The sequence below is a fragment of the Streptomyces sp. NPDC050287 genome, from assembly GCF_044459385.1.
Classification (GTDB): Bacteria; Actinomycetota; Actinomycetes; order Streptomycetales; family Streptomycetaceae; genus Streptomyces.
Genome location: NZ_JBITIY010000008.1, coordinates 337,281 through 363,460, shown reverse-complemented (window position 1 = coordinate 363,460; position 26,180 = coordinate 337,281). Strand labels below are relative to the sequence as shown.

At 69.6% G+C, this 26,180-nt stretch carries 21 protein-coding genes, 1 rRNA gene, 3 pseudogenes and 1 riboswitch; of the genes and pseudogenes, 18 read left to right on the top strand and 7 right to left on the bottom strand.

Going from position 1 to position 26,180, the window contains the following annotated elements; translation table 11 throughout:
• The 11 genes from rrf to ACIBK3_RS29750 form a co-directional block, all read left to right on the top strand.
• Window positions 1-95 (top strand): 5S ribosomal RNA (gene rrf, locus ACIBK3_RS29800); the annotation flags it as partial.
• Window positions 96-205: 110 nt separating this feature from the next.
• The gene (locus tag ACIBK3_RS29795; RefSeq protein ID WP_399370490.1) at window positions 206-814 is read left to right on the top strand and encodes a CDP-alcohol phosphatidyltransferase family protein; all 609 of its coding nucleotides are present in this window, start codon (window positions 206-208) and stop codon (window positions 812-814) included.
• Between the two features lie 117 nt (window positions 815-931).
• The gene (locus ACIBK3_RS29790; RefSeq protein ID WP_399370489.1) at window positions 932-3,427 is read left to right on the top strand and encodes a sugar phosphate nucleotidyltransferase; all 2,496 of its coding nucleotides are present in this window, start codon (window positions 932-934) and stop codon (window positions 3,425-3,427) included.
• A gap of 167 nt (window positions 3,428-3,594) precedes the next feature.
• Window positions 3,595-4,431: a DUF881 domain-containing protein gene (locus tag ACIBK3_RS29785; RefSeq protein WP_399370507.1), complete on the top strand. Its 837-nt coding sequence runs from the start codon at window positions 3,595-3,597 to the stop codon at window positions 4,429-4,431.
• Window positions 4,428-4,760, top strand: coding sequence for a small basic family protein (locus tag ACIBK3_RS29780; RefSeq protein ID WP_003988855.1), 333 nt, complete (start codon window positions 4,428-4,430; stop codon window positions 4,758-4,760). Before ACIBK3_RS29785 ends, ACIBK3_RS29780 begins: the two co-directional genes overlap by 4 nt.
• Window positions 4,761-4,765: 5 nt before the next feature.
• The gene (locus tag ACIBK3_RS29775) at window positions 4,766-5,599 is read left to right on the top strand and encodes a DUF881 domain-containing protein (RefSeq protein WP_399370488.1); all 834 of its coding nucleotides are present in this window, start codon (window positions 4,766-4,768) and stop codon (window positions 5,597-5,599) included.
• Between the two features lie 61 nt (window positions 5,600-5,660).
• Window positions 5,661-6,620, top strand: coding sequence for an FHA domain-containing protein (locus ACIBK3_RS29770; RefSeq protein WP_399370487.1), 960 nt, complete (start codon window positions 5,661-5,663; stop codon window positions 6,618-6,620).
• A gap of 42 nt (window positions 6,621-6,662) precedes the next feature.
• Complete coding sequence (locus ACIBK3_RS29765) at window positions 6,663-7,400, top strand: MerR family transcriptional regulator (protein WP_399370486.1); 738 nt, start codon at window positions 6,663-6,665, stop codon at window positions 7,398-7,400.
• Between the two features lie 106 nt (window positions 7,401-7,506).
• Window positions 7,507-7,980 (top strand): bifunctional nuclease family protein, encoded by a 474-nt coding sequence (locus ACIBK3_RS29760; RefSeq protein WP_004002801.1) that lies wholly within the window; start codon window positions 7,507-7,509, stop codon window positions 7,978-7,980.
• 272 nt (window positions 7,981-8,252) lie between these two features.
• The gene (locus tag ACIBK3_RS29755; RefSeq protein ID WP_399370485.1) at window positions 8,253-8,897 is read left to right on the top strand and encodes a MerR family transcriptional regulator; all 645 of its coding nucleotides are present in this window, start codon (window positions 8,253-8,255) and stop codon (window positions 8,895-8,897) included.
• A 56-nt stretch (window positions 8,898-8,953) separates the two neighbouring features.
• Window positions 8,954-10,330 (top strand): DNA polymerase IV, encoded by a 1,377-nt coding sequence (locus tag ACIBK3_RS29750; RefSeq protein WP_399370484.1) that lies wholly within the window; start codon window positions 8,954-8,956, stop codon window positions 10,328-10,330.
• Window positions 10,331-10,666: 336 nt separating this feature from the next.
• On the opposite strand, the gene ACIBK3_RS29745 is transcribed toward ACIBK3_RS29750, so the two are convergent.
• On the bottom strand, window positions 10,667-11,038 hold the full coding sequence (locus ACIBK3_RS29745; RefSeq protein WP_399370483.1) for a PRC-barrel domain-containing protein: 372 nt from the start codon (window positions 11,036-11,038) through the stop codon (window positions 10,667-10,669).
• A gap of 114 nt (window positions 11,039-11,152) precedes the next feature.
• Window positions 11,153-11,249: riboswitch (glycine riboswitch) on the top strand.
• A 185-nt stretch (window positions 11,250-11,434) separates the two neighbouring features.
• On the opposite strand from ACIBK3_RS29745, the gene gcvP reads away from it, so the two are divergent.
• The gene (gene gcvP / locus ACIBK3_RS29740; protein ID WP_399370482.1) at window positions 11,435-14,320 is read left to right on the top strand and encodes an aminomethyl-transferring glycine dehydrogenase; all 2,886 of its coding nucleotides are present in this window, start codon (window positions 11,435-11,437) and stop codon (window positions 14,318-14,320) included.
• 141 nt (window positions 14,321-14,461) lie between these two features.
• Here gcvP and ACIBK3_RS29735 read toward each other — a convergent pair whose 3' ends face one another.
• From ACIBK3_RS29735 to ACIBK3_RS29710, 6 genes are all read right to left on the bottom strand, one after another.
• Entirely contained in the window at window positions 14,462-14,881 is a 420-nt protein-coding gene (locus ACIBK3_RS29735; RefSeq protein ID WP_399370481.1) for a molybdopterin-binding protein, read from the bottom strand.
• A gap of 63 nt (window positions 14,882-14,944) precedes the next feature.
• Window positions 14,945-16,039 (bottom strand): ABC transporter ATP-binding protein, encoded by a 1,095-nt coding sequence (locus ACIBK3_RS29730; protein ID WP_399370480.1) that lies wholly within the window; start codon window positions 16,037-16,039, stop codon window positions 14,945-14,947.
• 517 nt (window positions 16,040-16,556) lie between these two features.
• Window positions 16,557-17,369: an ABC transporter permease gene (locus ACIBK3_RS29725; RefSeq protein ID WP_399370506.1), complete on the bottom strand. Its 813-nt coding sequence runs from the start codon at window positions 17,367-17,369 to the stop codon at window positions 16,557-16,559.
• Between the two features lie 164 nt (window positions 17,370-17,533).
• Window positions 17,534-18,364 (bottom strand): molybdate ABC transporter substrate-binding protein, encoded by an 831-nt coding sequence (gene modA / locus ACIBK3_RS29720; protein ID WP_399370479.1) that lies wholly within the window; start codon window positions 18,362-18,364, stop codon window positions 17,534-17,536.
• A 177-nt stretch (window positions 18,365-18,541) separates the two neighbouring features.
• On the bottom strand, window positions 18,542-18,937 hold the full coding sequence (locus ACIBK3_RS29715) for a molybdopterin-binding protein (RefSeq protein WP_399370478.1): 396 nt from the start codon (window positions 18,935-18,937) through the stop codon (window positions 18,542-18,544).
• 119 nt (window positions 18,938-19,056) lie between these two features.
• Window positions 19,057-21,009 (bottom strand): amino acid transporter, encoded by a 1,953-nt coding sequence (locus ACIBK3_RS29710; RefSeq protein WP_399370477.1) that lies wholly within the window; start codon window positions 21,007-21,009, stop codon window positions 19,057-19,059.
• A gap of 413 nt (window positions 21,010-21,422) precedes the next feature.
• Between ACIBK3_RS29710 and ACIBK3_RS29705 the strand changes: the two genes are divergently transcribed.
• The 6 genes and pseudogenes from ACIBK3_RS29705 to ACIBK3_RS29680 all read left to right on the top strand — a co-directional run bounded on the left by ACIBK3_RS29705 (window position 21,423) and on the right by ACIBK3_RS29680 (window position 26,180).
• Window positions 21,423-21,518 carry a potassium-transporting ATPase subunit F gene (locus ACIBK3_RS29705; RefSeq protein WP_399370476.1) on the top strand — a complete coding sequence of 32 codons (96 nt, stop codon included), beginning with the start codon at window positions 21,423-21,425 and terminating at the stop codon, window positions 21,516-21,518.
• Window positions 21,519-21,534: 16 nt separating this feature from the next.
• A pseudogene (locus tag ACIBK3_RS29700) lies at window positions 21,535-22,050 on the top strand (potassium-transporting ATPase subunit KdpA); the annotation flags it as partial.
• 12 nt (window positions 22,051-22,062) lie between these two features.
• A pseudogene (kdpB, locus tag ACIBK3_RS29695) lies at window positions 22,063-23,461 on the top strand (potassium-transporting ATPase subunit KdpB); the annotation flags it as partial.
• A 118-nt stretch (window positions 23,462-23,579) separates the two neighbouring features.
• Window positions 23,580-24,318, top strand: a pseudogene (locus ACIBK3_RS29690) (family 43 glycosylhydrolase); the annotation flags it as partial.
• Between the two features lie 196 nt (window positions 24,319-24,514).
• Complete coding sequence (locus tag ACIBK3_RS29685; protein WP_399370505.1) at window positions 24,515-24,700, top strand: hypothetical protein; 186 nt, start codon at window positions 24,515-24,517, stop codon at window positions 24,698-24,700.
• A 184-nt stretch (window positions 24,701-24,884) separates the two neighbouring features.
• A complete protein-coding gene (locus tag ACIBK3_RS29680) occupies window positions 24,885-26,180 on the top strand; it encodes an extracellular solute-binding protein (protein WP_399370504.1) in 1,296 nt (431 codons plus the stop codon).

The window sequence follows — 26,180 nt, the reverse complement described above, 5'->3', positions numbered from 1 at the left end:
AAACGCCCGGTCACATTTCGAACCCGGAAGCTAAGCCTTACAGCGCCGATGGTACTGCAGGGGGGACCCTGTGGGAGAGTAGGACGCCGCCGAACTCCTTTTAGAGCTCCGGCTCTTGGGCACACAAGCCCGAGAGCCGGAGCTTTTTTGCGTTGAGGTAAGGTCAGGGAGCATCGTTGGCACGTTTCCCACAGGAGGCTCCCGGGTGGAGGTTCAGGAGACCCGCGTCCAGACGGACCGGGTCCTCACCATCCCCAACATCCTCAGCATGGCGCGGCTCGCCGGCGTGCCGCTCTTCCTGTGGCTGATCCTCAGGCCTGAGCTCGGGGGCCCCAAAAGTGACGGCTGGGCGTTCCTGGTGCTGGCGCTGAGCGGCGTCAGCGACTACCTGGACGGCAAGCTCGCCCGCCGCTGGAACCAGATCAGCAGCCTCGGCCGGCTATTGGATCCCGCGGCCGACCGGCTCTACATTCTGTCGACTCTGGTCGGCCTGACCTGGCGCGAGATTTTGCCACTGTGGTTGACCGCTGCGCTGCTGGCGCGGGAGTTGGTCCTGCTGGTGATGGTGGGGATCCTCAGGCGGCACGGCTATCCGCCACCGCAGGTGAACTTCCTGGGGAAGGCAGCGACGTTCAACCTGATGTATGCCTTCCCGCTGCTCCTGCTCAGTGACGGAAGTGGATGGGTCTCGTCACTCGCTGCTATTTTCGGATGGGCGTTCGCCGGATGGGGTACAACCCTGTACTGGTGGGCAGGAGTCCTCTACGTGGTACAAGTCCGCCGCCTGGTTCGTGCGGACGCCATGGCCGACTGAACTCGCCCCTCGCTGCGGCTGTATCGGCCCGTTGGCCTGCGACCGAAAAGTGCGGGACAATCTGGACGGGTGAAGTCGGCCAGACCGTCGTCTCTTATCGAGGAGGACGCTTCCGACATGAAGGCCGTCGTGATGGCCGGAGGCGAAGGCACGCGCCTTCGCCCCATGACCTCAAGCATGCCCAAGCCGCTCCTGCCGGTGGCCAACCGGCCGATCATGGAGCACGTTCTGCGGCTGCTCAAAAGGCATGGGCTCAACGAGACCGTCGTTACTGTCCAGTTCCTGGCCTCACTGGTCAAGAACTACTTCGGTGATGGCGAGGAGCTCGGCATGGAGCTCACCTATGCCAATGAGGAGAAGCCACTCGGTACCGCCGGAAGCGTCAAGAACGCCGAAGAGGCGCTGAAGGACGATGCTTTCCTCGTCATTTCCGGTGATGCCCTGACCGACTTCGATCTCACCGAGCTCATCAACTTCCACAAGGAAAAGGGTGCGCTGGTCACGGTCTGTCTGACGCGTGTGCCGAATCCGCTGGAATTCGGCATCACCATCGTCGACGAGGAAGGCAAGGTCGAGCGCTTCCTCGAGAAGCCGACTTGGGGCCAGGTTTTCTCGGACACGGTGAACACCGGTATCTACGTGATGGAACCCGAGGTCTTCGACTATGTCGAGGCCGATGTGTCCGTCGACTGGTCCGGAGATGTCTTCCCGCAACTGATGAAGGAGGGCAAGCCGGTCTACGGCTATGTCGCGGAGGGCTATTGGGAGGACGTCGGTACCCACGAGAGCTATGTGAAGGCGCAGGCCGACGTTCTCGAGGGCAAGGTCGACGTCGACATCGACGGTTTCGAGATCTCCCCGGGCGTATGGGTGGCGGAGGGCGCCGAGGTGCACCCTGATGCCGTACTGCGGGGACCGCTGTACATCGGTGACTACGCCAAGGTCGAGGCCGGCGCGGAAATCCGTGAGCACACCGTCGTCGGCTCGAACGTGGTGGTGAAGAGCGGGGCCTTTCTGCACAAGGCCGTGGTCCACGACAACGTGTACGTCGGTCAGCACAGCAATCTGCGGGGCTGTGTCGTCGGAAAGAACACCGACATCATGCGCGCGGCCCGGATCGAGGACGGGGCGGTCATCGGCGACGAGTGCCTGATCGGCGAAGAATCGATCGTGCAGGGCAACGTCAGGGTCTACCCCTTCAAGACCATCGAGGCCGGCGCGTTCGTCAACACCTCGGTGATCTGGGAGTCCAGGGGGCAGGCCCATCTCTTCGGTGCGCGGGGCGTGTCCGGAATCCTGAACGTGGAGATCACACCCGAGCTGGCCGTACGGCTTGCCGGCGCCTACGCCACCACGCTCAAGAAGGGCTCGACCGTCACGACGGCCCGTGACCACTCCCGTGGTGCCCGCGCGCTCAAGCGGGCGGTCATCTCCGCGCTGCAGACCAGCGCCATCGACGTACGCGACCTGGAAAACGTACCGCTGCCCGTCGCCCGGCAACAGACCGGGCGGGGCAGTGCCGGCGGGATCATGATCCGGACCACGCCCGGGGTGCCGGACTCCGTTGACATCATGTTCTTCGACGGGAACGGCGCCGACCTGTCACAGGGCAGCCAGCGCAAGCTGGACCGGGTGTTCGCGCGGCAGGAGTACCGGCGTGCGTTCCCCGGTGAGATCGGTGACCTGCACTTTCCGGCCAGCGTCTTCGACTCGTACACCGGGTCGCTGCTTCGGAACGTCGATACGACGGGTATCGCCGAGTCCGGGCTCAAGGTCGTCGTCGACGCCTCGAACGGCAGCTCCGGGCTTGTGCTGCCGAGTCTGCTCGGCAAGCTCGGAGTGGACTCGCTGACCGTCAACCCCGGTCTGGACGAGTCCAGGCCGACGGAGACGGCCGACATGCGCCGGTCCGGGCTGGTGCGGCTCGGTGAGATCGTGGCGTCCTCGCGTGCCGCGTTCGGGGTGCGCTTCGACCCCGTCGGCGAGCGGCTGTCCCTGGTGGACGAGAAGGGCCGCATCATCGAGGACGACCGGGCACTGCTCGTCCTGCTCGACCTGGTGGCCGCGGAGCGGCGCAGCGGCCGTGTGGCGCTGCCGGTGACCACCACGAGGATCGCCGAGCAGGTCGCGGCGTACCACGGGACCCAGGTCGAGTGGACGACGACGTCTCCCGACGATCTGACCCGGGTGGGAGGTGACGAGTCGGCGATCTTCGGCGGTGACGGCAAGGGTGGCTTCATCGTCCCCGAGTTCAGCAGTGTCTTCGACGGTACGGCGGCTTTCGTACGGCTGATCGGGCTGGTGGCGCGGACGCAGCTGACGCTGAGCCAGATCGACGCGCGGATTCCGCGGGCGCACGTTCTCAAACGGGATCTGGCTACCCCCTGGGCCGTCAAGGGACTTGTGATGCGGAGGGTCGTCGAGGCGGCCGGAGATCGGTTTGTCGACACAACCGACGGTGTGCGGGTCGTGGAGACCGACGGACGTTGGGTGATGGTGCTGCCCGACCCGGCCGAGGCGGTCACCCATCTGTGGGCGGAAGGGCCGGACGACGCCTCCGCGCAGGCCCTGCTCGACGAGTGGTCGACGGTCGTGGACAGCGCCGGGCGCTGAATCGCTTACCACACGCGCGTGCCGGACACGTGTCCCCAAGGGGGCCTGTCCGGCACGTCGGTGGGGCCATTCGGAGGTAGTGGTCGCGACGTGCGACGATGTGCGGCATGCCGCAGCAGCCCCCCGTTCGGAGCACCCCCACGCGCCTGTCGCGTCCGGACGCGTCCATGTCGCTGCTCACCAACGTCATGGACCACAGCCTCGACGACGGCTACGCCGAGGCAGCCGCCCGGAAGAAGGCCGAAGGCGCGGGCGGCATGCCCAAGACGCTCCGGGCGAAGCTGGGACTGGCCGCCGGCCTGGTGCTGGCGGCCCTCGTGGTGACCGTCGGGGCGGCCCAGGCGCGGGTGGCGGCCCCCGTCGTCGCCAAGGAGCGCGACGAACTGATCGACCGTATCGACCGGGAGACCGAGGCCGCGGACAAGCTCGAGAGCAGCGTCGACAAACTGCGCGACGACGTGAGCGCCCGGCAGCGCGAGGCACTCATGAAGAGCGGAGACGGTGATCAGGCCGACCTCATGGACCTCCTGTCGGGTGCCACGCAGGTGCGCGGCCCCGGGGTGAAACTGCTCGTGGACGACGCCAAGGAAGCCAGCACCGGCGGTGATGGCGATCCGCGGGAGACCTCGGGGTTCTCCGACACCGGACGCGTGCGCGACCGCGACATGCAGCGCGTGGTCAACGGGCTGTGGGCGTCGGGCGCCGAGGCTGTGTCCATCAACGGGCAGCGGCTGACGGCCCTGTCTGCGATCCGTGCCGCGGGTGACGCGATACTGGTCGACAACAAGCCACTCGTGCCGCCGTATACGGTGCTTGCCGTGGGGGACGGGAAAAGGCTGAGCACCAGGTTCCAGAACAGCGCGGACGGGCTGTATCTGCACGCCCTCCAGGAGAACTTCGGCATCCGGACCGCCATCTCCGTGGAGGAGGACCTGCGGCTTCCCGCCGCACCGAGTGTGATCGTACGTACAGCACAGCCGAAAACTGAGAAGGGCACATCGTGATCGCCGTACTGGGCCTCGTCGTGGGAGTCGTGGCCGGCCTCTTGGTCCGGCCCGAGGTTCCGGCGGTCGTCGAGCCGTATCTGCCGATCGCCGTCGTGGCGGCGCTGGACGCCGTCTTCGGAGGTCTGCGGGCCATGCTCGACGGCATCTTCGACGACAAGGTCTTCGTCGTGTCGTTCCTGTCGAACGTGGTCGTGGCCGCGCTGATCGTCTTCCTGGGCGACAAGTTGGGCGTGGGAGCGCAGTTGTCGACCGGTGTCGTCGTCGTCCTGGGGATCCGTATCTTCTCCAACGCCGCGGCGATCCGCAGGCACGTCTTCCGGGCGTGAGGCGGATGAGCGACCAGGACGAGACGACCGGTAACCGGTTCCGGGAGGAACTGCCCGAGGAGGCCCCCGCCGGGGCAGTTCCCCCGGGCGGGGAGGTGGCGCAGGACGAGCGGCGGCTGACCGGTCGGCAGCGGTTGGTGAAGGGGCTGTGGCCGCCGCGGGTGACCCGGGCGCAACTGATCGTCGCCGTGCTGCTGTTCGGCCTGGGTTTCGGTCTCGCCGTGCAGGTCGCCTCGAACAGTGACGGCGACAGCGCGCTACGGGGTGCGCGCCAGGAAGATCTTGTGCGCATTCTCGACGAACTGGATGACCGTACTCAGCGTCTTGATGATGAGAAGCAGGGCCTCGAAAAGCAGCGGGACGAGCTGGAGAACAGCTCCGACCAGGCCGAGGAGGCCCGCAAGCAGACGATCGAGAAGGAGCGACAGCTCGGGATCCTCGCGGGCACGGTGGCCGCACAGGGGCCAGGCATCACGATGACCATCGACGACACGAAGGGAACGGTCGAGGCGGACATGCTGCTCGACGCGATCCAGGAGCTGCGCGCGGCCGGCGCGGAGGCGATTCAGGTGAACGGCGTGCGGGTCGTCGCGGGGACGTACCTGGCGGGTTCGGGGCGAGGCGTGAGCGTCGACGGGAACAAGATCAAAGCTCCTTTCCGTTTCAAGGTCATCGGCAAGCCGCAGGACCTCGAACCGGCGCTCAACATTCCTGGAGGCGTGGTGCAGACTCTGGAGAAGGAGCAGGCCACCGTGACCGTCGAGCGGTCCGACAAGCTCGTCGTGGACGCCTTGCGAGCGGCGAAGCGGCCTGACTACGCTCGGTCGTCCTCCCGGTGAACCGGGGGTGCATGGGGGACGTCCGGCCAGGGCATGAGGTTGCGGGGGGTCGGCGCACCGAATGGGTGGTGCGTGGTGGAAACTGTCTGGTGGATACGGACGTTGTGAGGATGTCCGGGTCGACCGGTGTGTTCAATCAGGGTTCGTCCTGCCCCACGGGCGGGTCTGTTTCGGTCAAGGGGAATCGCCCGTGAAGTTGTTTGCGAAGTTGTTCGGCAAGAGCGCGCGAGAGGGCAGCGACAATGCGACCGCCCGTCATCGCGCACAGCCTGACGCGGAGGGCCAGCGCCCGCTGTTCCGGGACCAGGTCGGTGGCCCGGGCGGAGACATTCCGGGAGGTCAGGGCGCGCCGTCTGTTGACCCTGGCCAGTCCGGAGGCATAGGTTTCGGGCAACCGTCAACCTCAAGTACGGGTGGAGGGTTTTCCGCCGACCCGTACGGTTCCCATGCCCCTGGAGGGCAGCCGCGGCAGGAGGATCCGTCCATGTCGGCCCTGGTGTGTACGAGGTGCGGTAACCGCAACGCGGAGAACAGCCGCTTCTGCTCCAACTGCGGCGCCCCGCTGCGAGCCGGCGCCACGGCCGAGCGCCCGTCCGAGACGACGTCCACGATCTCCATCTCTGGCCTCGAGGCCTACGACGCCGAGGCCACCGGTCAGACGCAGATGCCCATGCTCTCCCCGGAGGCACAGGCCGCGGTCGACGCGCTGCCGCTCGGCTCCGCGCTCCTGGTGGTGCGCCGCGGTCCGAACTCGGGCAGCCGCTTCCTGCTGGACGGCGACCTGACCACGGCCGGGCGACACCCGCAGAGCGACATCTTCCTCGACGACGTGACGGTCTCCCGCCGGCACGTGGAGTTCCGTCGCGCTCAGGACGGCTCGTTCACGGTGGCCGACGTGGGCAGCCTGAACGGTACGTACGTCAACCGCGAGCGGATCGACCAGGTCGCTCTCAACAACGGCGACGAGGTGCAGATCGGCAAGTACCGGCTGGTCTTCTACGCGAGCCAGCGGGGCTACTGACCCTCCTCCGGACTCCGTCCGGCGGCACTCGAGGGAAGGTCCATGCTTCAAACACCGAGGGGCGGTGCCGGACACGGCACCGCCGCCACGGACGGTGGTCTGATGAGCATCGGCACGGTGCTGACCGTGCTGCGCGACGAGTTTCCCGAAGTCACCATCTCCAAGATCCGTTTCCTGGAGTCGGAGGGGCTCATCGAGCCGCAGCGGACCCCCTCCGGGTATCGCAAGTTCAGCACCGAGGACGTCGAGCGCCTCGGTCACGTCCTGCGGATGCAGCGGGACCACTACCTGCCGCTCAAGGTGATCCGCGAGCACCTGGAGGCCATGGAGCGCGGCGAGGCCGTCCAGCTGCCGGTCCTGGGCCGGCAGCGGGACGGCGAGGCCGTACCGGAGGCCGTCGAGGGCCCCACGGCGGCCCGCATCGGGCGGGCCGAGCTGTTGGCTGCCGCGGAGATCGGTGAGCGGGAGCTGGAGGAGTGGGAGTCCTACGGGCTCATCGCTCCGTTTCCGGACGGGGCCTATGACGCCGAGGCCGTGACCGTGGCCTCCCTCATCGCCGAGCTGGGGCGGTTCGGGATCGAGCCGCGGCATCTGCGGGTGATGAAGGCGGCCGCGGACCGCGAGGCGGGTCTGGTGGACCAGGTCGTGGCCCCGCTCAAGCGCCACCGCAACCCGCAGACCAGGGCGCATGCCGAAGCCCGTACGAAGGAACTGGCCTGCCTGACGGTGAAACTGCACGCCGCGCTGGTGCAGACCGCTCTCGGGGTCCGGTTGCCCTGAGGCGGCCTGCGTCCGCCCCGTGGCCGGCGCGCCCGGGGAGGCCGTATCGGTCACCCGTTTCCTGCCCGACTACCCAAACGTCCGGGGCACGGCCTAGGGTTGCTGTGTGAACGAGCTCGATGTCGTAGGTGTCCGGGTCGAAATGCCCTCCAACCAACCGATCGTGCTCCTGCGTGAAGTGGGAGGCGACCGCTACCTCCCCATCTGGATCGGGCCCGGGGAGGCCACGGCCATCGCCTTCGCGCAGCAGGGCATGGCCCCCGCACGACCGCTGACCCATGACCTGTTCAAGGATGTGCTGGAGGCCGTCGGCCAGGAGCTCACCGAAGTGCGCATCACGGACCTGCGTGAAGGCGTCTTCTACGCCGAGCTGGTGTTCGCCAGCGGGGTCGAGGTGAGTGCCCGTCCGTCCGACGCCATAGCGCTGGCCCTGCGCACCGGAACGCCGATCTACGGCAGCGACGGAGTGCTCGACGACGCCGGCATCGCGATTCCGGACGAGCAGGAGGACGAGGTGGAGAAGTTCCGCGAGTTCCTCGATCAGATCTCGCCCGAGGACTTCGGCACCAGCAGTCAGTGAGAATCACGGCGACCCGGCGGAGGACCCGTTCGAGAAGCGGTCCCAGCCGGGCCGTTCTGGTCCGGTGACGCCCCAAATGCCCTCATGCGCCGACGGCGCCGGGGAGCGTCCCGGGGCCCGCTCCGAGCGCATTCGGCTAGCCTTTCCCCGCGATGGGGTGCGGGAAACCACTCTTAGGGTGATTATCACTCGGCGTGCCGAGTGTGGCGATCGTTGACGCACCCCTGGCGACTGCCTACCGTCGAGAAGGCAGGTCAAGGACGGAGGTCGGCGTGAGAAGCAGCGGCGACGGTACGGCTGGGGGTGCCCCCGGACGCAGTCTCGGGGACAGCGGTCCGTACCCGCTTCACAGCAGCGCGGCCGATCACGCTCCGCAGCGACCGACGGCCGTGCCGAGCAGCGGAGGGGCGACGTCCATGGCGTCCGAGCAGATCGGCTACCGCGGTCCGACGGCCTGCGCGGCCGCGGGCATCACCTACCGGCAACTGGACTACTGGGCCCGCACCGGTCTCGTCGAGCCGAGTGTGCGCCCTGCTCACGGCTCCGGGACGCAGCGCCTGTACAGCTTCCGGGACGTCGTCATCCTGAAGATCGTCAAGCGCTTCCTCGACACCGGTGTGTCGCTGCAGAACATTCGCACGGCGGTCCAGCATCTGCGCGAGCGCGGCTTCCGTGACCTGGAGCGCATGACGCTGATGAGCGACGGTGCCACGGTCTACGAGTGCGGCACGCCCGACGAGGTCCACGAGCTGCTCCAGGGCGGCCAGGGCGTCTTCGGGATCGCCGTCGGTGTGGTGTGGCGGGACGTCGAGAGCGCCCTCTCGCAGCTGCACGGGGAGCGGATCGACACCGGGGAGACCCTCGTCGGGCACAACCCCGCGGACGAGCTGGCGCGGCGGCGCAACCGGGCGGTCTGAGCGCCTCCCCGCTCTCCGGGCGGGGATTGTCAGTGGCGTAGGGCAGCATCGGAGATGTGAGAAGCGCACCGACGATCCTGCACCTCGACATGGATGCCTTCTTCGCCTCGGCGGAGCAGGCGTCCAAGCCGAGCCTGCGCGGGAAGGCCGTCGTCGTGGGTGGCCTGGGGCCGCGCGGGGTGGTGGCCACGGCGTCGTACGAGGCGCGGGTCTTCGGGGTGCACTCGGCGATGCCGATGGCCCAGGCGAGGCGGCTCGCGCCGAACGCCGCCTATCTCGTGCCGCGCTTCGCGTTCTACCGGACGATCAGCGAGCAGGTGATGGGGCTGCTGGGGGAGCTGTCGCCGCTGGTCGAGCCGTTGAGTCTGGACGAGGCGTTCGTGGATCTGGAGGCCGGGGGAGCGGCCTGGGACGAGGCTTCGGCGCGACTGGCCGGAGGGAAGCTGCGGGCGGACATACGGGCCGCGACCGGGTTGACGGGGTCGGTGGGGCTCGCCGCCTCCAAGATGCTCGCGAAGATCGCGTCGGAGCAGGCCAAGCCGGACGGACTGGTGGTGATCGAGCCGGGGACCGAGCGGGCGATGCTGGGGCCGCTGTCGGTGCGGACGCTGCCGGGGGTGGGGCCGGCGACAGGGGACCATCTGCGGCGGGCCGGGATCGCCACGGTCGAGGAGATCGTGGAGGCGGGCGAGGACGAGCTCGTACGGCTGCTGGGGAAGGCCCATGGGCACGGGCTCTACGCGATGGCGCTGGCGCGCGACGAGCGGCCCGTGGTGGCCGAGCGGGAGACGAAGTCGGTGTCGGTGGAGGACACCTACGACGTCGACATCCACGATCGGATCCGGGTCGCACTGGAGGTGCAGCGGCTGGCGGACCGGTGTGTGCGGCGCTTGCGCGGGGCGGGGTTGTCCGGGCGGACGATTGTGCTCAAGGTGCGCAGGTACGACTTCTCCACGCTGACCCGGTCCGAGACGCTGCGTGGGCCCACGGACGATCCCGCGGTGGTGCGGGAGGCCGCCGCGCGGTTGCTGGACTCCGTGGACACGACCGGAGGCGTGCGGCTGCTCGGGGTGGGCGTCAGCGGGCTGGCCGACTACACGCAGGAGGATCTCTTCGCGCAGGCGGCGGGGGAGCAGGTGGACGCCGGTGCGGTGGAGAAGGCCGCGGACACGCCCGAGACGCTACCGGAGGTGCCGGTCGAGCGGCGGTGGCCGTCGGGACACGATGTGCGGCATACCGAGTACGGGCACGGATGGGTGCAGGGGAGCGGGCTCGGGCGGGTGACGGTGCGATTCGAGACGCCCGACTCGGAGCCGGGACGGGTGCGGACGTTTCGGGTCGATGATCCGGAGTTGGAGCCGGCGGATCCGTTGCCGCTGGTGGCGCGAAGTGTGGAGGCGGGTGGGGCTTCGGGGGGCGGGGTGCTGGCGTGACCGGGGCTGTCGGATGAGCGCGGGCGGGTGAGCTTGCGTGACGGGTGGGCGTGTGTGCGGGCCGCGGGCGGGTGAGCTTGCGTGACGGGTGGAGGTATGTGCGGGGAGGGGCGTCGGCTTTCCTGGGCGGATGGTGCGATGTGCGGGCTGGGCGTGGCGGGGCTTGGGCGTGCGTCCCGCGTGTGCGGGATGTGCGGCCCGCGCCAGCGGTCCCCACTTCCGGCTTCCGCTCGAGTGGTGGGCGGGACTCCCTTCCGCCGCAGTGGGAGGGACCTGGACCCCATCGCCTGCGGCACGACCGCCCGCGGCTCGGGCGGGGTCGGCGCGGTTGTGGGGTCAGGCGTCGTCCGTGCCGGCCAGGTTGCCGAAGTCGTGGTCCGGGAGCGGGGGTGGGGCGGAGACGTCGAGGCCGTAGTGGTGGTAGAGCTGGAGTTCCTGGTCGGGGGAGAGGTGACGGCCCACGCCGAAGTCGGGGGCGTCCTTGATGAGTGCGCGGTCGAAGGGGACGTGCAGGGTGCCCTCGATCAGTTCGCTGGGCTCCAGGGGGACGAAGGCGTCCCTGGAGAAGAGGCCGGTGCGTATGGCCGCCCATTCCGGTAGGCCGGTCGCGTCGTCGAGGTAGACCTCGTCGATCGTGCCGATCTTGGTGCCGTTGCGGTCGAACGCCTTGCGGCCGATCAGGTTGCGCGGATCGATGTCGGTGCGCACGGGCCCTCCACTTGGTCGCAAACCATCCGTAAGCACTACGAAAGAGCACAATCAGGGAGGCGGCCACTCGAACGACCGGGCGTTGCCGTCGCTGGTACGCTGGCAAACGGCTGCTGACCCCGCGCGGGAGAGTCCTCCGGACACCATCCGGAGGCGCCGAAGGAGCAAATCCTCCCCGGAATCTCTCAGGCCCACGTACCGCACGGACGAGGTCACTCTGGAAAGCAGGGCGGGTGTCGACGGCGTCGACGGCCCCCGCTCTCACCGACGGTGAAAGCCGGGCACCTTCGGGAGGCCCGGTGAAGCTCTCAGGTCGAGATGACAGAGGGGGAGGCCGTCCGGGTACCCGCGTCGTGGTGCCCCTCGAAGGTCGTGTCAGACCAGGAGGCCTCCGCAATGACCGCCCACCGCATTCCGCTCGCCGAGCTGGAGCAGGGAATTCCGTTCGAGCAGCGCCACATCGGCCCCGACCAGGAAGCACGGGCCAAGATGCTCGCCCAGGTCGGGTACGGCTCGCTGGACGAGCTCACCGCCGCCGCGGTGCCGGACGTCATCAAGAACGCCGACGCGCTCGATCTGCCGGGTGCGCGGACCGAGGCGGAGGTGCTCGCCGAACTGCGGACGCTGGCCGACCGCAACCAGGTGCTCGACTCCATGATCGGGCTCGGGTACTACGGGACCTTCACACCGCCCGTCATCCTGCGGAACGTGATGGAGAACCCGGCCTGGTACACGGCCTACACGCCGTACCAGCCGGAGATCTCCCAGGGGCGGCTCGAGGCCCTGCTGAACTTCCAGACCATGGTCGCCGAGCTCACCGGGCTGCCCACCTCCGGTGCCTCGCTGCTCGACGAGGGCACCGCCGCGGCCGAGGCCCTGGCGCTGTCGCGGCGCATGGGCAAGAACAAGAAGGGCCTCTTCCTGGTCGACGCGGACACGCTGCCGCAGACCATCGCCGTGATCGAGACGCGGGCCGAGCCGACCGGCGTGGAAGTCGTCGTCGCCGACCTGAGCGGCGGTATTCCGGCCGAGATCGCCGGGCGCGAGATCAACGGCGTGCTGATCCAGTACCCGGGCGCCTCCGGGGCCGTACGCGACATCAAGCCTGTCATCGACCAGGCCCACGAACTCGGCGCGCTGGTGACCGTCGCCGCCGATCTGCTGGCACTCACGCTGCTGAGGTCCCCGGGGGAGCTCGGTGCGGACATCGCGGTCGGGACGACCCAGCGGTTCGGTGTGCCGATGGGGTTCGGCGGGCCGCACGCCGGCTACATGGCGGTGCGGGAGAAGTTCGCGCGCAGCCTGCCCGGGCGGCTCGTGGGCGTCTCGGTGGACGCCGACGGGCACAAGGCCTACCGGCTCGCCCTGCAGACGCGCGAGCAGCACATCCGGCGGGAGAAGGCCACCAGCAACATCTGCACCGCGCAGGTGCTGCTTGCGGTGATGGCCGGGATGTACGCCGTCTACCACGGGCCCGAAGGCCTGAAGAGCATCGCGCGGCGCACCCACCGGTACGCCACGATCCTCGCCGCGGGCCTGACGGCCGGCGGGGTCGAGGTCGTGCACGGCTCCTACTTCGACACGCTGACCGCCCGAGTGCCCGGCAAGGCCGCCCAGGTCGTCGCGGCCGCGCGCGAGAACGGCGTCAACCTGCGGTTCGTCGACGCCGACCAGGTGTCGATGGCGTGTGACGAGACGACCGCGCGGGCCCAACTGGGCGCCGTGTGGGCCGCCTTCGGGGTCGAGGGCGACATCGAGGCGCTCGACGCCGCCACCGAGGACTCCCTTCCGGACGCGCTGCTGCGCACCGACGACTACCTCACGCACCCCGTATTCCAGCAGCACCGCTCCGAGACCGCGATGCTGCGCTACCTGCGCCGGCTCGCCGACCGCGACTACGCGCTCGACCGGGGCATGATCCCGCTGGGCTCCTGCACCATGAAGCTCAACGCGACCGTGGAGATGGAGCCGGTCACCTGGCCCGAGTTCGGCCGGCTGCACCCCTTCGCGCCCACCGAGCAGGCCCAGGGCTACCTCACGCTCATCCGGGAGCTGGAGGAACGTCTCGCCGAGGTCACCGGATACGACCGGGTCTCGCTCCAGCCCAACGCCGGTTCGCAGGGCGAGCTGGCCGGTCTGCTCGCCGTACGCGGATACCACCGGGCCAACGGGGACCAGCAGCGGACGGTGTGTCTTATCCCGTCGTCCGCGCACGGCACCAATGCCGCCAGCGCCGTGATGGCCGGGATGAAGGTCGTCGTCGTGAAGACCGCCGAGGACGGTGAGATCGACGTCGAGGACCTGCGGGCGAGGATCGAGCAGTACCGCGACGAGCTGGCGGTGCTGATGATCACGTACCCCTCGACGCACGGCGTGTTCGAGGAGCATGTCGCCGACATCTGCGCGCAGGTGCACGAGGCGGGCGGTCAGGTGTACGTCGACGGCGCCAACCTCAACGCGCTGGTCGGGCTGGCCAAGCCGGGCCACTTCGGCGGGGACGTCTCGCACCTGAACCTGCACAAGACCTTCTGCATCCCGCACGGCGGCGGCGGTCCGGGCGTCGGCCCGGTCGGGGTGCGCGCGCACCTGGCGCCGTATCTGCCCAACCACCCGCTGCAGCCCGCGGCCGGCCCGGAGACCGGTGTCGGTCCCATCTCGGCCGCGCCCTGGGGCTCCGCCGGCATCCTGCCGATCTCGTGGGCATACGTGCGGCTCATGGGTGGGGAAGGGCTCAAGCGGGCCACGCAGGTGGCGGTGCTCAGCGCCAACTACATCGCCAAGCGGCTCGAGCCGCACTACCCCGTGCTCTACACCGGCCCCGGCGGGCTCGTCGCGCACGAGTGCATCATCGATCTGCGGCCGCTCACGAAGGCGACCGGTGTGAGCGTCGACGATGTCGCCAAGCGGCTCATCGACTACGGGTTCCACGCGCCGACGATGTCGTTCCCGGTGGCCGGGACGCTGATGATCGAGCCGACCGAGTCCGAGGACCTGACCGAACTCGACCGGTTCTGCGAGGCGATGATCGCCATTCGGGCCGAGATCGAGAAGGTCGGCTCGGGCGAGTGGCCAGCGGACGACAACCCGCTGCGCAACGCCCCGCACACCGCCGGCGCGCTGGGCGGGGAGTGGGAGCACGCGTACACGCGCGAGGAGGCCGTCTTCCCGGCCGGTGTGTCCGTGGCGGACAAGTACTGGCCGCCGGTGCGCCGGATCGACCAGGCCTTCGGGGACCGGAATCTGGTCTGCTCGTGCCCGCCGCTGGACGCGTACGAGGACTGAGACGTCATGAACGTCATGAACGTCATGAACGCGTACGTCGTGTACGAGGATTGAGTTGTCGTCTACGAGGACTGACGCGTCGTAGGTGCGGAGGGCTCCGTCCGGGAGTATGCCGGGGGAGCCCTTCCGCGTTCTGAGGTGTCACGCGGTGGCCAGGGAGACCTCGGTCGACTTGATCAGGGCTACGACCGGGGTGCCCGCCGTGAGTTCGAGGTCCGTGACGGCGTCCCTGGTGATCACCGCGGTGAGGTCGGCGCCGTCGACGAAGATCTTGACGGAGGCCATGGCGCCGCCGGTCGCGATCTCGTGGACCGCGCCGGGCAGTTGGTTGCGGATGGAGAGGCCGTCGACCGGGGCGGTGGCGAGGGAGACCTCGGTCGACTTCACCAGGGCGCGTACGGCTGATCCCGGGGCGAGGCCCAGTTCCTCGGCTGCTTCCAGGGTGATCGCGGCGGTGAGGTCCTGGCCGCCGACGAGGCGGACCGTGACCGTGGCCATCACCTCGCCCCGGGTGACGGCGGTGACGGTGCCGGGGAGCTGGTTGCGGATGCTCAGGCTCATGGTGAGGCCTCGTAGGGGGTGGGGAACAGGAACAGGGTCCCCACCGTAGTCGCCGGTCGGGTTTTATGCCGGGTATGCGTGTGTTTGCGCCGCTTTGATGGTCGCCCAGACCGGTGCGCCCGGGTGCAGGTCGAGTTCGGCCGCGGCGACCGTGGTGAGGTCGGCCGCGAGGGGGAGTTCACCGGTGAGGTCCGCGCGGATCTGGTCGCCGTGGGTCTCCAGACCGGCCACCTCGCAACGCCACAGGTTGCGGGCGCTGGAGCCGGTGGGCCGGTCGCGGTAGAGGGTCACGGCGCTCGGCGGGAACGCCACGAACACCGGACCGGCGAGGTCCTCGGTGGTGGTGAGGGCGGGGCCCGCGTCGAGGCGGACCGTGTGGCCCTCGGCCTGCCCCCGGTAGAGGTTCAGGCCGACCAGTCGCGCGATGTAGTCCGTACGGGGATGGCGTGCGATGTCGGCGGGGGCGCCCTGCTGGACGACCCGGCCGTGCTCGATGACCACGAGTCGGTCGGCCAGCACCATGGCGTCCAGCGGGTCGTGCGTGACCAGCACGGCGACGGCCTCGAACTCGGCCAGGTGACGGCGGAGTTGGGCGCGGACCTCCAGGCGGGTACGGGCGTCCAGGGCGGCGAGGGGTTCGTCGAGGAGGAGCAGTCGGGGGTGTGTGGCCAGGGCGCGGGCGAGGGCGACGCGCTGCGCCTGGCCGCCGGAGAGCTTGCGGGGCTTGGTCCCGGCGTGACCGGCGAGACCCATGCGGTCCAGCCAATCGGCGGCCTGGGCGCGGGCCTCCGCCCTGGTCGCGCCGTGGCAGCGGGGGCCGAAGGCCACGTTGTCGAGGGCGGACAGGTGCGGGAAAAGCAGGTAGTCCTGGAAGACGACGCCCACGGGGCGGGATTCGGGGGGCGTACGGTCCAACGCGGTGCCGTCGAGGCGCAGATGGCCGTCGGTGAGCGGGGCCAGACCGGCGAGGGCGCGCAGGGCGGTGGTCTTGCCGGCGCCGTTCGGGCCCAGCAGGGCGACGACGTCGCCGGGGGCGGCGGTGAGGGTGATCTCGAGGCGGAAGGCGCCGTGGTCGACGACGAGGTGGGCGTCGAGGCCCTCACCGGAGGCGTCGGTGCGCTCGGTCGTAATGGCATTGGGGTCGTCGAGGTCGGTCATGGGGCGTGTCCTGGCGTGGGGTGGATCGTGGATGCGGGGCCGTGGCGGTGGGGCTTGGGCCGGCCGGGGAGGGTCGCGCGGCCCGGCGCCGGCGGGGGGTCGCCTGCTCCTACCCGCCTCCCGGACTCGGCTTCGCTCGGGCGGCAATACCCCCATCGCCCCGGTCGGCACGACTGCCCGCGGCTCGGCGGGTGGGTGGGCGTGGTCGGCCCTCGGTGGCTTGGTGGCTCAGTGGCTCGGCGGACGGGTGGGTGGCGGGGCTGTCTGCGGCCCGTCGGAGTGGGTGGGTGCGGGTGGTTGGCCGTAGTCAGGTGGCGTGGGCGGGTGCGGGACGGTGCCGGTGGTCCTGTGGGACGGGTGCGGGGGTTGTCCGCGCTCCGGGAGGGCGGGTTGAGGCGGGCGGTTGTCGCGGTCAGGTGGCGTGGGTGTCCGTGTCGGCCTGATGGGGTGGTGGGGGGTATCCGGCCGGTCGTTCGACCGGTGGCCGCTGTCGGCGGTGGGGGTGGGCGGTGGGGCGTCATGATGTCGTCATCCAGCGGTCCCGTAGACCCGCCAGCACCGCGATCGACACCGCCAGCAGGACCAGGCTGAGGGCGATCGCCGCCGCCGGGTCGTTCTGGAGGGCCAGGTAGACCGCGAGTGGCATGGTCTGGGTCCGGCCCGGGAAGTTGCCGGCGAAGGTGATCGTCGCCCCGAACTCACCGAGGGCTCGGGCCCAGGCGAGGACGGAGCCCGCCGCGATGCCCGGCGCGATCAGCGGGAGCGTGACCCGGCGGAAGGCGGTGAAGCGGGAGGCGCCCAGAGTGGTGGCCGCCTCCTCGTAACGTGGGTCGGCCGCGCGCAGGGTTCCCTCGACGCTGATGACGAGGAACGGCATGGCCACGAACGTCTCCGCGAGGACGACGCCCGTCGTGGTGAACGGGAGGGTGACGCCGAACCAGGAGTCCAGCCACTGGCCCACGACGCCGTTGCGGCCCAGTGCGAGCAGGAGGGCCACACCGCCGACCACCGGAGGCAGCACGAGGGGCAGCGTGACCAGGGCACGGACCAGGCCGCGGCCGGGGAAGTCGGTGCGGGCCAGGACCCAGGCCAGGGGTACGCCGATGACGAGGCTCAGTGCCGTCGCCGCTGTGGCGCACACCAGCGACAGACGCAGCGCCTGCCAGACCTCGGCACTGGTCAGCTGCTCGGGGAGGCTGTGCCACGGGGCTCGTACGAGGAGCGCGACCAACGGGAGGAGGAGGAACGCGAGGCCCGCCAGCGCGGGGAGCAGGAGGGGGAGGGGGATGATTCGGGATCCAGGCAGGCGGCGGCGAGGGCCGCCTTTCAGGGTGACTGTTGTGGGGGCGGGGCTGGAGCGCGGGGCGGGGGGACGGGGCGAGTCTGTGCCGGGGCGCGTATCGCTCGGGGTGGGCTCGCCGGGTCCGGGTTCGGTGGGACTGGGCGCGGGACTGCCTGGACCGGCGGGGCCGGGCGTGGCGTTGCCGGGGTCGGTCATGGCTTGAGGAATCCGGCTTCGGTCAGGACCTTCTGGCCCTCCGCGGACGTGACCAGCTCGATGAACGCCCTTGCCGCGGCGGTGTTGGGAGCGTTCTTCAGGAGGGCGATCGGGTAGTTGTTGACGGCTCGGGCCGACTCCGGGAAGTCCACGCCCGCCACCTTGTCACCCGCCGCCTTCACGTCGGTCCGGTAGACGACGGCCGCGTCCGCCTCCTTCAGCTCGACCTTCGTCAGGGCGCTCTTGACGTCCTGCTCGTACGAAACCGGCGTGAGCTTCAGCTTGGCGGCGTCCAGCGCCTTCTGGGCGGCGGCACCGCACGGCACCGTCTTGTCGCAGAGGACGACCTTCAGGCCCGACTTGGTGAGGTCCTTGAGGGAGGAGACCTTGTCCGGGTTGCCCGGCAGGGTGGCGATCTCCAGCTGGTTGCGGACGAAGGTGGCCGGCGTGCCCACGGCGTCCTTCTGGTCCGTCACGATCGCCATCGTCTTGGGACTGGCGGCGGCGAAGACGTCGGCCGGGGCGCCGCCGGTGATGCTCGCGGCGAGGGTGTCGCTGCCGCCGAAGCTGAAGGTGACCTTCGTACCTGGGTGCTCCTTCTCGAACTCCCTGCCCAGGGTCGTGAAGCTCTCCTTCAGTGAGGCGGCGGCGAAGACTGTCACCGCGCCGGACAGCTTCGCCGAGGCCGAGGCGGAGGAGTTGGAACCCGCGGCGGCCGAGTCCGAGTCCGAGTCGGACGAGGAGCAGGCGGCCAGGGCGAGCAGGGCGGCGGCTCCCGCTCCGGCCGCCTGCAGGGTCCGGCGGGTCCGGCGCACGGAACGGGTCATCACGGGTTCACTCCCTCGGTCTGCCTGGAGAAGAGCCCAGAGGCCCTTCCGATGCGCCGATCATACTTCCGCATATGCGAGGCGAAAGTCTCCTGCCTCATCGCATGAGCTGCCACAAGGGCGGCATGGAGTGCGTATATGCGTTTTTACGGGAATGGCTTCCCCTGGGTGACGCGGTCAGGCCCGGTCGATGTGGACGTTCGTCGACTTCACTCGTGCCGTGGCCTCCATGCCGACCTCCAGGCCGAGGTCCTCGACGGCCTCGCGGGTCAGGAGGGAGACGAGCCGGTGCGGGCCGGCCTGGATCTCCACCTGGGCGGCGACATCGCCGAGCTTGATCGCGGTGACGATGCCGGGGAAGGCGTTGCGCACCGAAGTGTGCGGGGTGTCCTCCTCGTCCGTTCCGGCCTTGGCGAGTTCCACCGAGAAGGCGGCCAGGGCCCGCCCGTCGATGACTCTTCTGCCGCTGTCGTCGCGGTGGGTCGCCACCCGGCCTGCGTCCGCCCAGCGGCGCGCGGTGTCGGGGCTCACGCCGAGCAGCCGTGCTGCCTGGCCGATCGTGTAGGACTGCATGCCGGTCACGATAGGGGCGTCGACGGGGAACCGAGGGTGGGGGTCGGCCGTTGGGCACAACGCGATATCGCGATTCAGGGACCGAACCGTGGTCACCGCTCTCGCTCAGCCAGGGCAGATCACCCCGTGTGCACCCGCGGCCTCCGCACCCGGTCTGGTTCCGCCTCGCGCAGGACCTCTCGGGTGACCGGGGCGACCTCCCCCTGGCCGAAGAGGAAGAAGCGGAGGAAGTTGGCGAAGGGGTTGCCCTCGGTCCACTCGAAGTAGATGTGCGGGGTGCACCTGGTCGCGTCGCGGACGTGCAGGAGCAGGGCGGCCAGGGCGTTGGGTATGGAGGAGGACTCCAGGGTCAGGACGCGGTAGCGGTTGTGGAGGACCTCGCCGCGCACCGTCAGTCCCGCCTCGAACTCGGACGGGTCGAGGACCGTGACCTCGACGAAGACGAAGTCCTCCCCGGGGATGTCGTTGTCCTGCTGGATCTGCTCGATCTTGTCGCGGTACTCGGCCTTGTCCCGCCGGTCGGGCTCGTTGGCGATGAACCGGATCTTGCGACTGGCCATGTCCCGGATGAAACGTTCCGCCATGTGGTCGAGCGTCACGCTGGTCACGCGGAGTTCGAAAGCGCGGGCCAACCGGGAGAGCAGGGAGACCAGGATGATGCCGGCGATGAAGCAGGCTCCGATCTTCACACCGTCGGGGCGCTCGATGACGTTGACGACCGTCGTGTAGAGGAACACCGCCGAGATCACCGCGAAGCCGATGGTCCCCTTGCGCTGGCCGGCCCTGCGGGCGGCGATGGTCACCGCGATCGCCGCGGAGCTGATCAGGACGAGGACACCGGTGGCGTAGGCGCCGCCCTGCGCGTCGACGTCCGCGTCAAAGATCCAGGTGACCAGGAAGGCGATGAGGATGAAGACGATGACCATCGGGCGCACCGCGCGGGCCCAGTGCGGTGCCATGCCGTAGCGGGGCAGGTAGCGGGGCATCAGGTTGAGCAGCCCGGCCATGGCGGAGGCACCGGCGAACCACAGGATGGCGATGGTCGAGACGTCGTAGACCGTGCCGAAGGCGCTGCCCAGATAGTTGTGCGCGAGGTACGCGAGAGCGCGCCCGTTGGCCTGGCCGCCGGACTCGAACTGCTTCTCCGGGATCAGCAGGGTGGTGATGAAGCTGGTGGCGATGAGGAAGCAGCTCATGATCAGGGCGGCGAAGGTGAGCAGCTTCTTGGTGTCCCGGATCCGGCCGGTGGGCCGTTCGTCGGTGTCGTCCGGGTCGCCCTGGACGTGCGGCATCACCGCGACGCCGGTCTCGAAGCCGGACAGACCGAGCGCGAGCTTCGGGAAGACCAGCAGGGCCACGCCGACCATGGCGAAGACGTTGCCGTGCTCGGTGGTCAGGGCGCCGGTCCAGTCGGTGACCACATGGCCCGCGGTGATGACGTGCCACAGGCCGACGAGCACGACGACGAGGTTCAGCGTGAGATAGATGCCGACCAGGACGACCGCGACCCCGATCGCCTCCAGGAAGCCCTTGAGGAACACCGCGCCGAGCAGGGCCACGAGGATCAGGGTGATCAGCATCTGCTTGTCGTGCAGGGCGCCGGTCAGATGCGGGTTCTCGATCAGGTGGGTCGAGGCGTCCGCCGCCGAGAGCGTGATGGTGATCAGGAAGTCGGTGGCGGCGAAGCCGAGCAGGGTCAGGACGAACAGCTTGCCCTTCCAGAAGGACAGCAGCCGCTCCAGCATCGCGATCGAGCCCTCGCCGCGGGGGCTCTCCTCGGCGACCCGGCGGTACACGGGCAGGGCGCCCGCCAGGGTGACGATCACCAGCACGATGGTCGCCACCGGTGACAGCAGACCGGCCGCGAGCGCCGCGATGCCCGGCTGGTAGCCGAGGGTGGAGAAGTAGTCGACTCCGGTCAGGCACATCACCCGCCACCAGCGCCGGCCCTGGTGGGCGGGCTCGGGTACGGCGTGCGGGCCCTGGTGGCCGCCGCCCTTGCCCATGTCGGACAGGCCCTCCAGCATCCAGGAGCGCAGGCGACTGGGAGGAGGGTGTTCGGTGGTGGCCATCGGGCGTGCTCCTGAAGTGCGGCTCGGCGTGTGGATCCGGCCATCACGCATTCGGCGCAACCAGCGTAAGCGGAGAGTGACGCCGGGGCCTGCGGATGAGGGGGCGGAGAGCGTCAAGCTTGCGTTAAGACTGGTTCGGCGGGATTCAGGAGCACGTCAAACGCGGCGTCGGCGAGTCGCGGGCCCGCGCGCCCGGTCGTGCGGTAGCGGAGCGGGCGAGCGGGCGGACACCCAGCGTCATGGCGTACGGCGGTTTCCGGCCACCCCCGGTCCGTCGTGGCGCCTGGGGAGTCAGGGCCGGTCGCTCCAGGACGGATGTGTCCCATGGCGCCGACGGCAAAGCCGGTGGGATGTCGCGCATCGTCCCTTGACCCGGCTCTGACGGGCGGCGGGCACGTTCCGTTTCCGCGGGGGTGCCCCAGTTCCGTGTGGGGACGTGCGGCGACGCCGTAAGAGTCGCTCTGCTGGGCCATCTCGTTCTCGCCCTGATCTTCCCGGAGAGGTTCTGAGCCGTCGATCTTCGCGGTGTCGACCACGCTCACCTCGACCGGCGCGGTGGACTCCTTCCACTCGTCCTTCACCGGTCTCGGCGGCGGGATCACCATGCTCGGCATCATGCTGGGCGAGATCGCGCCCGGCGGCACCGGCTCCGGCCTGTACGGCATGCTGATCATGGCGATCGTCGCGGTGTTCATCGCCGGGCTCATGGTCGGCCGCACGCCCGGGTACCTGGGCAAGAAGATCGGCACCCGCGAGATCAAACTGGCTGCCTGCTACATCCTCGTCACCCCGGCGCTCGTCCTCGTCTTCACCGCGCTCGCGATGGCGCTGCCCACACCGGCCCACTCGATGACCAACGGCGGGGCGCACGGGTTCTCCGAGATCCTGTACGCCTATACGTCCGGCGCCAACAACAACGGCTCGGCGTTCGCCGGGCTGAACGCGGACACGCAGTGGTTCAACACCACCATCGGGCTCGCCGTGCTGCTGGGGCGGTTCCTGCCGATGGTGTTCGTCCTCGCGCTCGCCGGATCGCTCGCCGGGCAGCGGCCCGTGCCGGTCACCGCGGGCACCCTGCGCACCGAGACACAGCTGGTGACGTCGCTGCCGGGCGCGTTCCGCAAGCTCGACCCGCGGGTGATGGTCAAGTCGCCCGTGATGTTCGTGGTGTGGATCGGTTCGGTGCTCACCACCGTCTTCTCCTTCACCGACCCCGGCGACTGGTTCGGCTGGACGATCAGCGCCTGGCTGTGGCTGACCGTCGTTTTCGCCAACCTGGCCCAGGCGGTCGCCGAGGGCCGCGGCAAGGCGCAGGCGGACACCCTGCGCAGGGCCAAGAGCGACAGCGTGGCCCGCAAGGCCGACGGCTCCGTGGTCCCCGGCACCGAACTGCGCGTCGGTGACCTGGTCGTCTGCGAGGCCGGTGACGTCATTCCCGGCGACGGGGACGTGGTCGAAGGGGTCGCCTCCGTCGACGAGTCGGCGATCACCGGAGAGTCGGCGCCCGTCATCCGGGAGTCCGGCGGTGACCGCAGTGCCGTCACCGGCGGTACGAAGGTGCTTTCCGACCGGACCGTCATCAAGATCACCACAAAACCGGCCGAGACCTTCATCGACCGGATGATCAGCCTCGTCGAGGGCGCCGCCCGGCAGAAGACGCCGAACGAGATCGCGCTGAACATCCTGCTCGCCTCGCTGACCATCGTGTTCCTGCTGGCGTGCGCCACGCTGCCGCCGTTCGCGGTCTACGCGGGCACCCACCTCACACTGGCCGTGCTGGTCGCCCTCCTGGTCTGTCTCATCCCGACCACGATCGGCGCGCTGCTGTCGGCGATCGGCATCGCGGGGATGGACCGGCTGGTACAGCGCAATGTGCTGGCCAGGTCGGGGCGCGCGGTCGAGGCCGCCGGTGACGTGTCGACGCTGCTGCTCGACAAGACCGGCACCATCACCCTCGGCAACCGGCAGGCCTCGGAGTTCGTGCCGGTGCGCGGGGTGACGGCCGCCGAGGTCGCCGACGCGGCCCAGCTGTCGTCGCTGGCCGACGAGACGCCCGAGGGCCGCCCGATCGTCGTCCTGGCGAAGGAGAGGTACGGGCTGCGCGAGCGGCGCCAGGACGAGCCGGCCGGGGCGGAGTGGATCGCGTTCACCGCGCAGACCCGGATGTCCGGCGTGGACGTCGACCGCCGCAGGATCCGCAAGGGGGGCGGCCGGTTCGGTGGTCGCCTGGGTGACCCGACAGGGAGGTGAAGTAGCCCAGGACGCACAGCAGTTGACGGACATCATCTCCGCAGCGGGCGGTACGCCGTTGCTGGTGGCGGTCGAGGACTCCGCCGGGGCGCGGGTGCTGGGCGTGATCCACCTCAAGGACGTCGTCGAGGAGGGCATGCGGGAGCGGTTCGACGAGCTGCGCCGCATGGGCATCAAAACGGCGAGGCAGTCGTCTGACAGTCTCCATGGGGGTGATGCCGCATGGGGTATCGCTTCGAGAGCTGACCTTCTACAGTCCCCTTCGTAACGTTCGTCGGTGAGGCCGAATGTTTCGTTGACCTCCGAAGGGGCTGACGCGGATGCGGACTTACGGCAACCCGGTGATCGGCGGGTGCCACCCGGACCCCAGCGTGTGCCGGGTGGGCGAGGACCACTACCTCGTCTGCTCCAGCTTCGAGTACTACCCCGGCGACCCGCTCTTCCACAGCCGCGACCTCGTGCACTGGCGGCAGATCGGCAACGTCCTGGACAGGCCGGGGCAGTTGACGCTGTCGGAGGACACCGTGGCCTCCGCCGGGATCTACGCCCCGACGATCCGGAAGGTGCTGGAGGGACCGTTCCCGGTCCGGTCCGGGACCGGGCTCCAGCACCCGGAGGCGCCGCGCCTCTACCGCATCGGCGAGTGGTGGTACCCGATGCTCGCCGAGGGCGGCACCGCACGAGGGCACGCCGTCTCGATCGCCCGCGTCCGTTCCCCGCGCGGCCCCTACGAACCCGTCCCGGCCAACCCGGTCCTCTCCCGCCGCGGCACCGGTCTGCCCATCCAGTGCACCGGCCACGCCGACCCGGTACAGGCGCAGGACGGCACCTTGGCCGACCCCGCATGCCACGGGGGACAGCCTCGACCGGCCGGGCCACACTTTCGTCGGGCGCCGGCAGCGGCATCCCGACTGCCGGGTCGCAGCCCGTCCGGAGCCAGGATCCGGCCGCGCCGGACTCTCCGTCCGCATCGACGAGGCGCACCACTACGACCTGGAGATCGACGGGGGAGAGGCGAGCGTGCACGTCCGGATCGGTCCGGTACGGCAGTGCGTCGCCCGGCGGCAACTCCCCTCGGGGCCGGTCACGCCCGTGGTCGAGACGCGTACGACGTCTTTCGTGCCGCCGACCGTCACCAGTTCCCGGGAACCGGGCCCCGGCGTCGGGCCGGGCGGCCCCGACACGGTCGTCCACTCCGTGCGTCAGTCCGGGCGGCCCCGAAACGGTCGTCCACTCCGTCGACGGCCACGCATCCATCGATGGCCAGGCACCCGTCGACGGCCACGGATCCGTCCAACGCCAGGTCCCGCTCGCCGAGTTCGACGGCCGCTACCTCTCCACGCAGGTCGCCGGAGGCTTCACGGGGCGAGTGATCGGCATGTACGTCACCGAGTGCGGCGCGTCCTTCGACTGGTTCGCGTACACGGCGTCGCGCTGCTGAAGCGGCGGCTTTCCGGCACGAGTTGGCGGCGGGGTCCGCCAACATTCCCCACGTACAAGGGGTTGCCACCGTTTGGCAGCTGTCTCTAGGGTGCGGGCAACAACGAACCTTTCTGGATTATCTCCGAAACTTTCGGTCCAGTGGACGGGCGTGGACGCGCCGTCCTGTACCCAAGGAGCGCATGATGGGCGACCCGGCACTGTCCCGCCGCGGCTTCCTGGCGGCCTCCGCCGCGGCCGGTGTGGGCATGACGGCACTGAGCGGCTGTGGCGGCGACTCGGACGGAGGGTCGTCCGGGGGGACGACCACGATCGAGTGGTGGAACATTTCGACCACCCAGCCCGCGAAGGGCGTCTGGGCGGCTCTGGCCAAGAAGTTCGAGGCCCAGAACCCCAACGTCAAGGTAAAGATCGTCCAGTTGGAGAACGACGCCTACAAGTCGAAGATGACCACGTTGATCGCCTCCGGGAAGCTTCCTGACATCTTCCACACCTGGGGCGGCGGCGTGCTGAAGCAGCAGGTCGACGCCGGGCTGGTCGAGGACCTCACGGACAAGACCAAGCCGTGGGCCGACGGTCTGCTGAAGGTCGCGAGGGAGCCGTACCTGATCGACGACAAGGTGTACGGCATCCCGTTCGACATCGGCATGATCGGCTTCTGGTACAACAAGGCGCTCTTCAAGCAGGCCGGCGTCGGCACGCCCCCGACCACCTGGAGCGGCTTCCTCGACGCCGTGGGCAAGCTGAAGGCCAAGGGCATCACCCCCATCGCCCTCGCGGGCAAGGAGAAGTGGCCCGAGATGTACTACTGGGCCTACCTCGCCATGCGCACCGCCGGCGCCGACGCCCTGCAGAAGGCCTACGACGACAAGGACTTCACGGGCACCGACTTCGTCGCGGCCGGCAAGCACCTCAAGGAGCTCGTGGACCTGCAGCCGTTCCAGAAGGGGTTCCTCAACGCCGCCTACTCCACCCCCACCGGCCAGGCCGCCACCGTCGGCAACGGCAAGGCGGCGATGGAACTCATGGGCCAGTGGGCTCCGACGGTGCAGGCCGACGCGGGCAAGGGGCTCGGCGACGACCTCGGCTTCTTCCCCTTCCCCGCCGTCGAGGGCGGCAAGGGCGCCATCACCGAGGTGTTCGGCGGAGGCGGCGGACATGCCCTGCGCAGGGGAGCCCCGCAGGCGGCCGTCGACTTCCTGAAGTTCTTCGCCTCCCAGGCCACCGACCTGGAACTGGTCAAGAAGACCGGCGCCCTGCCGGTGGTCCCGGCGGCGCAGAGCGCTCTCACCGACCCCAACACCAAGGCCGTACAGGCACAGTTGAACGGGGCCACCGGCTTCCAGCTCTACCTCGACCAGGCGTACGCGCCCGCCGTCGGCCAAGAGGTCAACGACAGCGTGTCCGCCCTCATCGCCGGCTCCAAGTCCCCGGAGCAGGTCGCCCAGTCGATCACGCAGGCCGCGAAGGAAGAGCAGTAG

Excerpts from the sequence above, each read along its gene's own strand:
- ACIBK3_RS29790 (WP_399370489.1), top strand. The coding sequence starts at position 932 with ATGAAGGCCGTCGTGATGGCCGGAGGCGAAGGCACGCGCCTTCGCCCC.
- ACIBK3_RS29765 (WP_399370486.1), top strand. The coding sequence starts at position 6,663 with ATGCTTCAAACACCGAGGGGCGGTGCCGGACACGGCACCGCCGCCACG.
- ACIBK3_RS29730 (WP_399370480.1), bottom strand. The coding sequence starts at position 16,039 with ATGACCGACCTCGACGACCCCAATGCCATTACGACCGAGCGCACCGAC.
- ACIBK3_RS29735 (WP_399370481.1), bottom strand. The coding sequence starts at position 14,881 with ATGAGCCTGAGCATCCGCAACCAGCTCCCCGGCACCGTCACCGCCGTC.
- ACIBK3_RS29715 (WP_399370478.1), bottom strand. The coding sequence starts at position 18,937 with ATGCAGTCCTACACGATCGGCCAGGCAGCACGGCTGCTCGGCGTGAGC.
- gcvP (WP_399370482.1), top strand. The coding sequence starts at position 11,435 with ATGACCGCCCACCGCATTCCGCTCGCCGAGCTGGAGCAGGGAATTCCG.
- modA (WP_399370479.1), bottom strand. The coding sequence starts at position 18,364 with ATGACCCGTTCCGTGCGCCGGACCCGCCGGACCCTGCAGGCGGCCGGA.
- ACIBK3_RS29770 (WP_399370487.1), top strand. The coding sequence starts at position 5,661 with ATGGGTGGTGCGTGGTGGAAACTGTCTGGTGGATACGGACGTTGTGAG.
- ACIBK3_RS29775 (WP_399370488.1), top strand. The coding sequence starts at position 4,766 with ATGAGCGACCAGGACGAGACGACCGGTAACCGGTTCCGGGAGGAACTG.
- ACIBK3_RS29710 (WP_399370477.1), bottom strand. The coding sequence starts at position 21,009 with ATGGCCACCACCGAACACCCTCCTCCCAGTCGCCTGCGCTCCTGGATG.
- ACIBK3_RS29785 (WP_399370507.1), top strand. The coding sequence starts at position 3,595 with ATGTCGCTGCTCACCAACGTCATGGACCACAGCCTCGACGACGGCTAC.
- ACIBK3_RS29680 (WP_399370504.1), top strand. The coding sequence starts at position 24,885 with ATGGGCGACCCGGCACTGTCCCGCCGCGGCTTCCTGGCGGCCTCCGCC.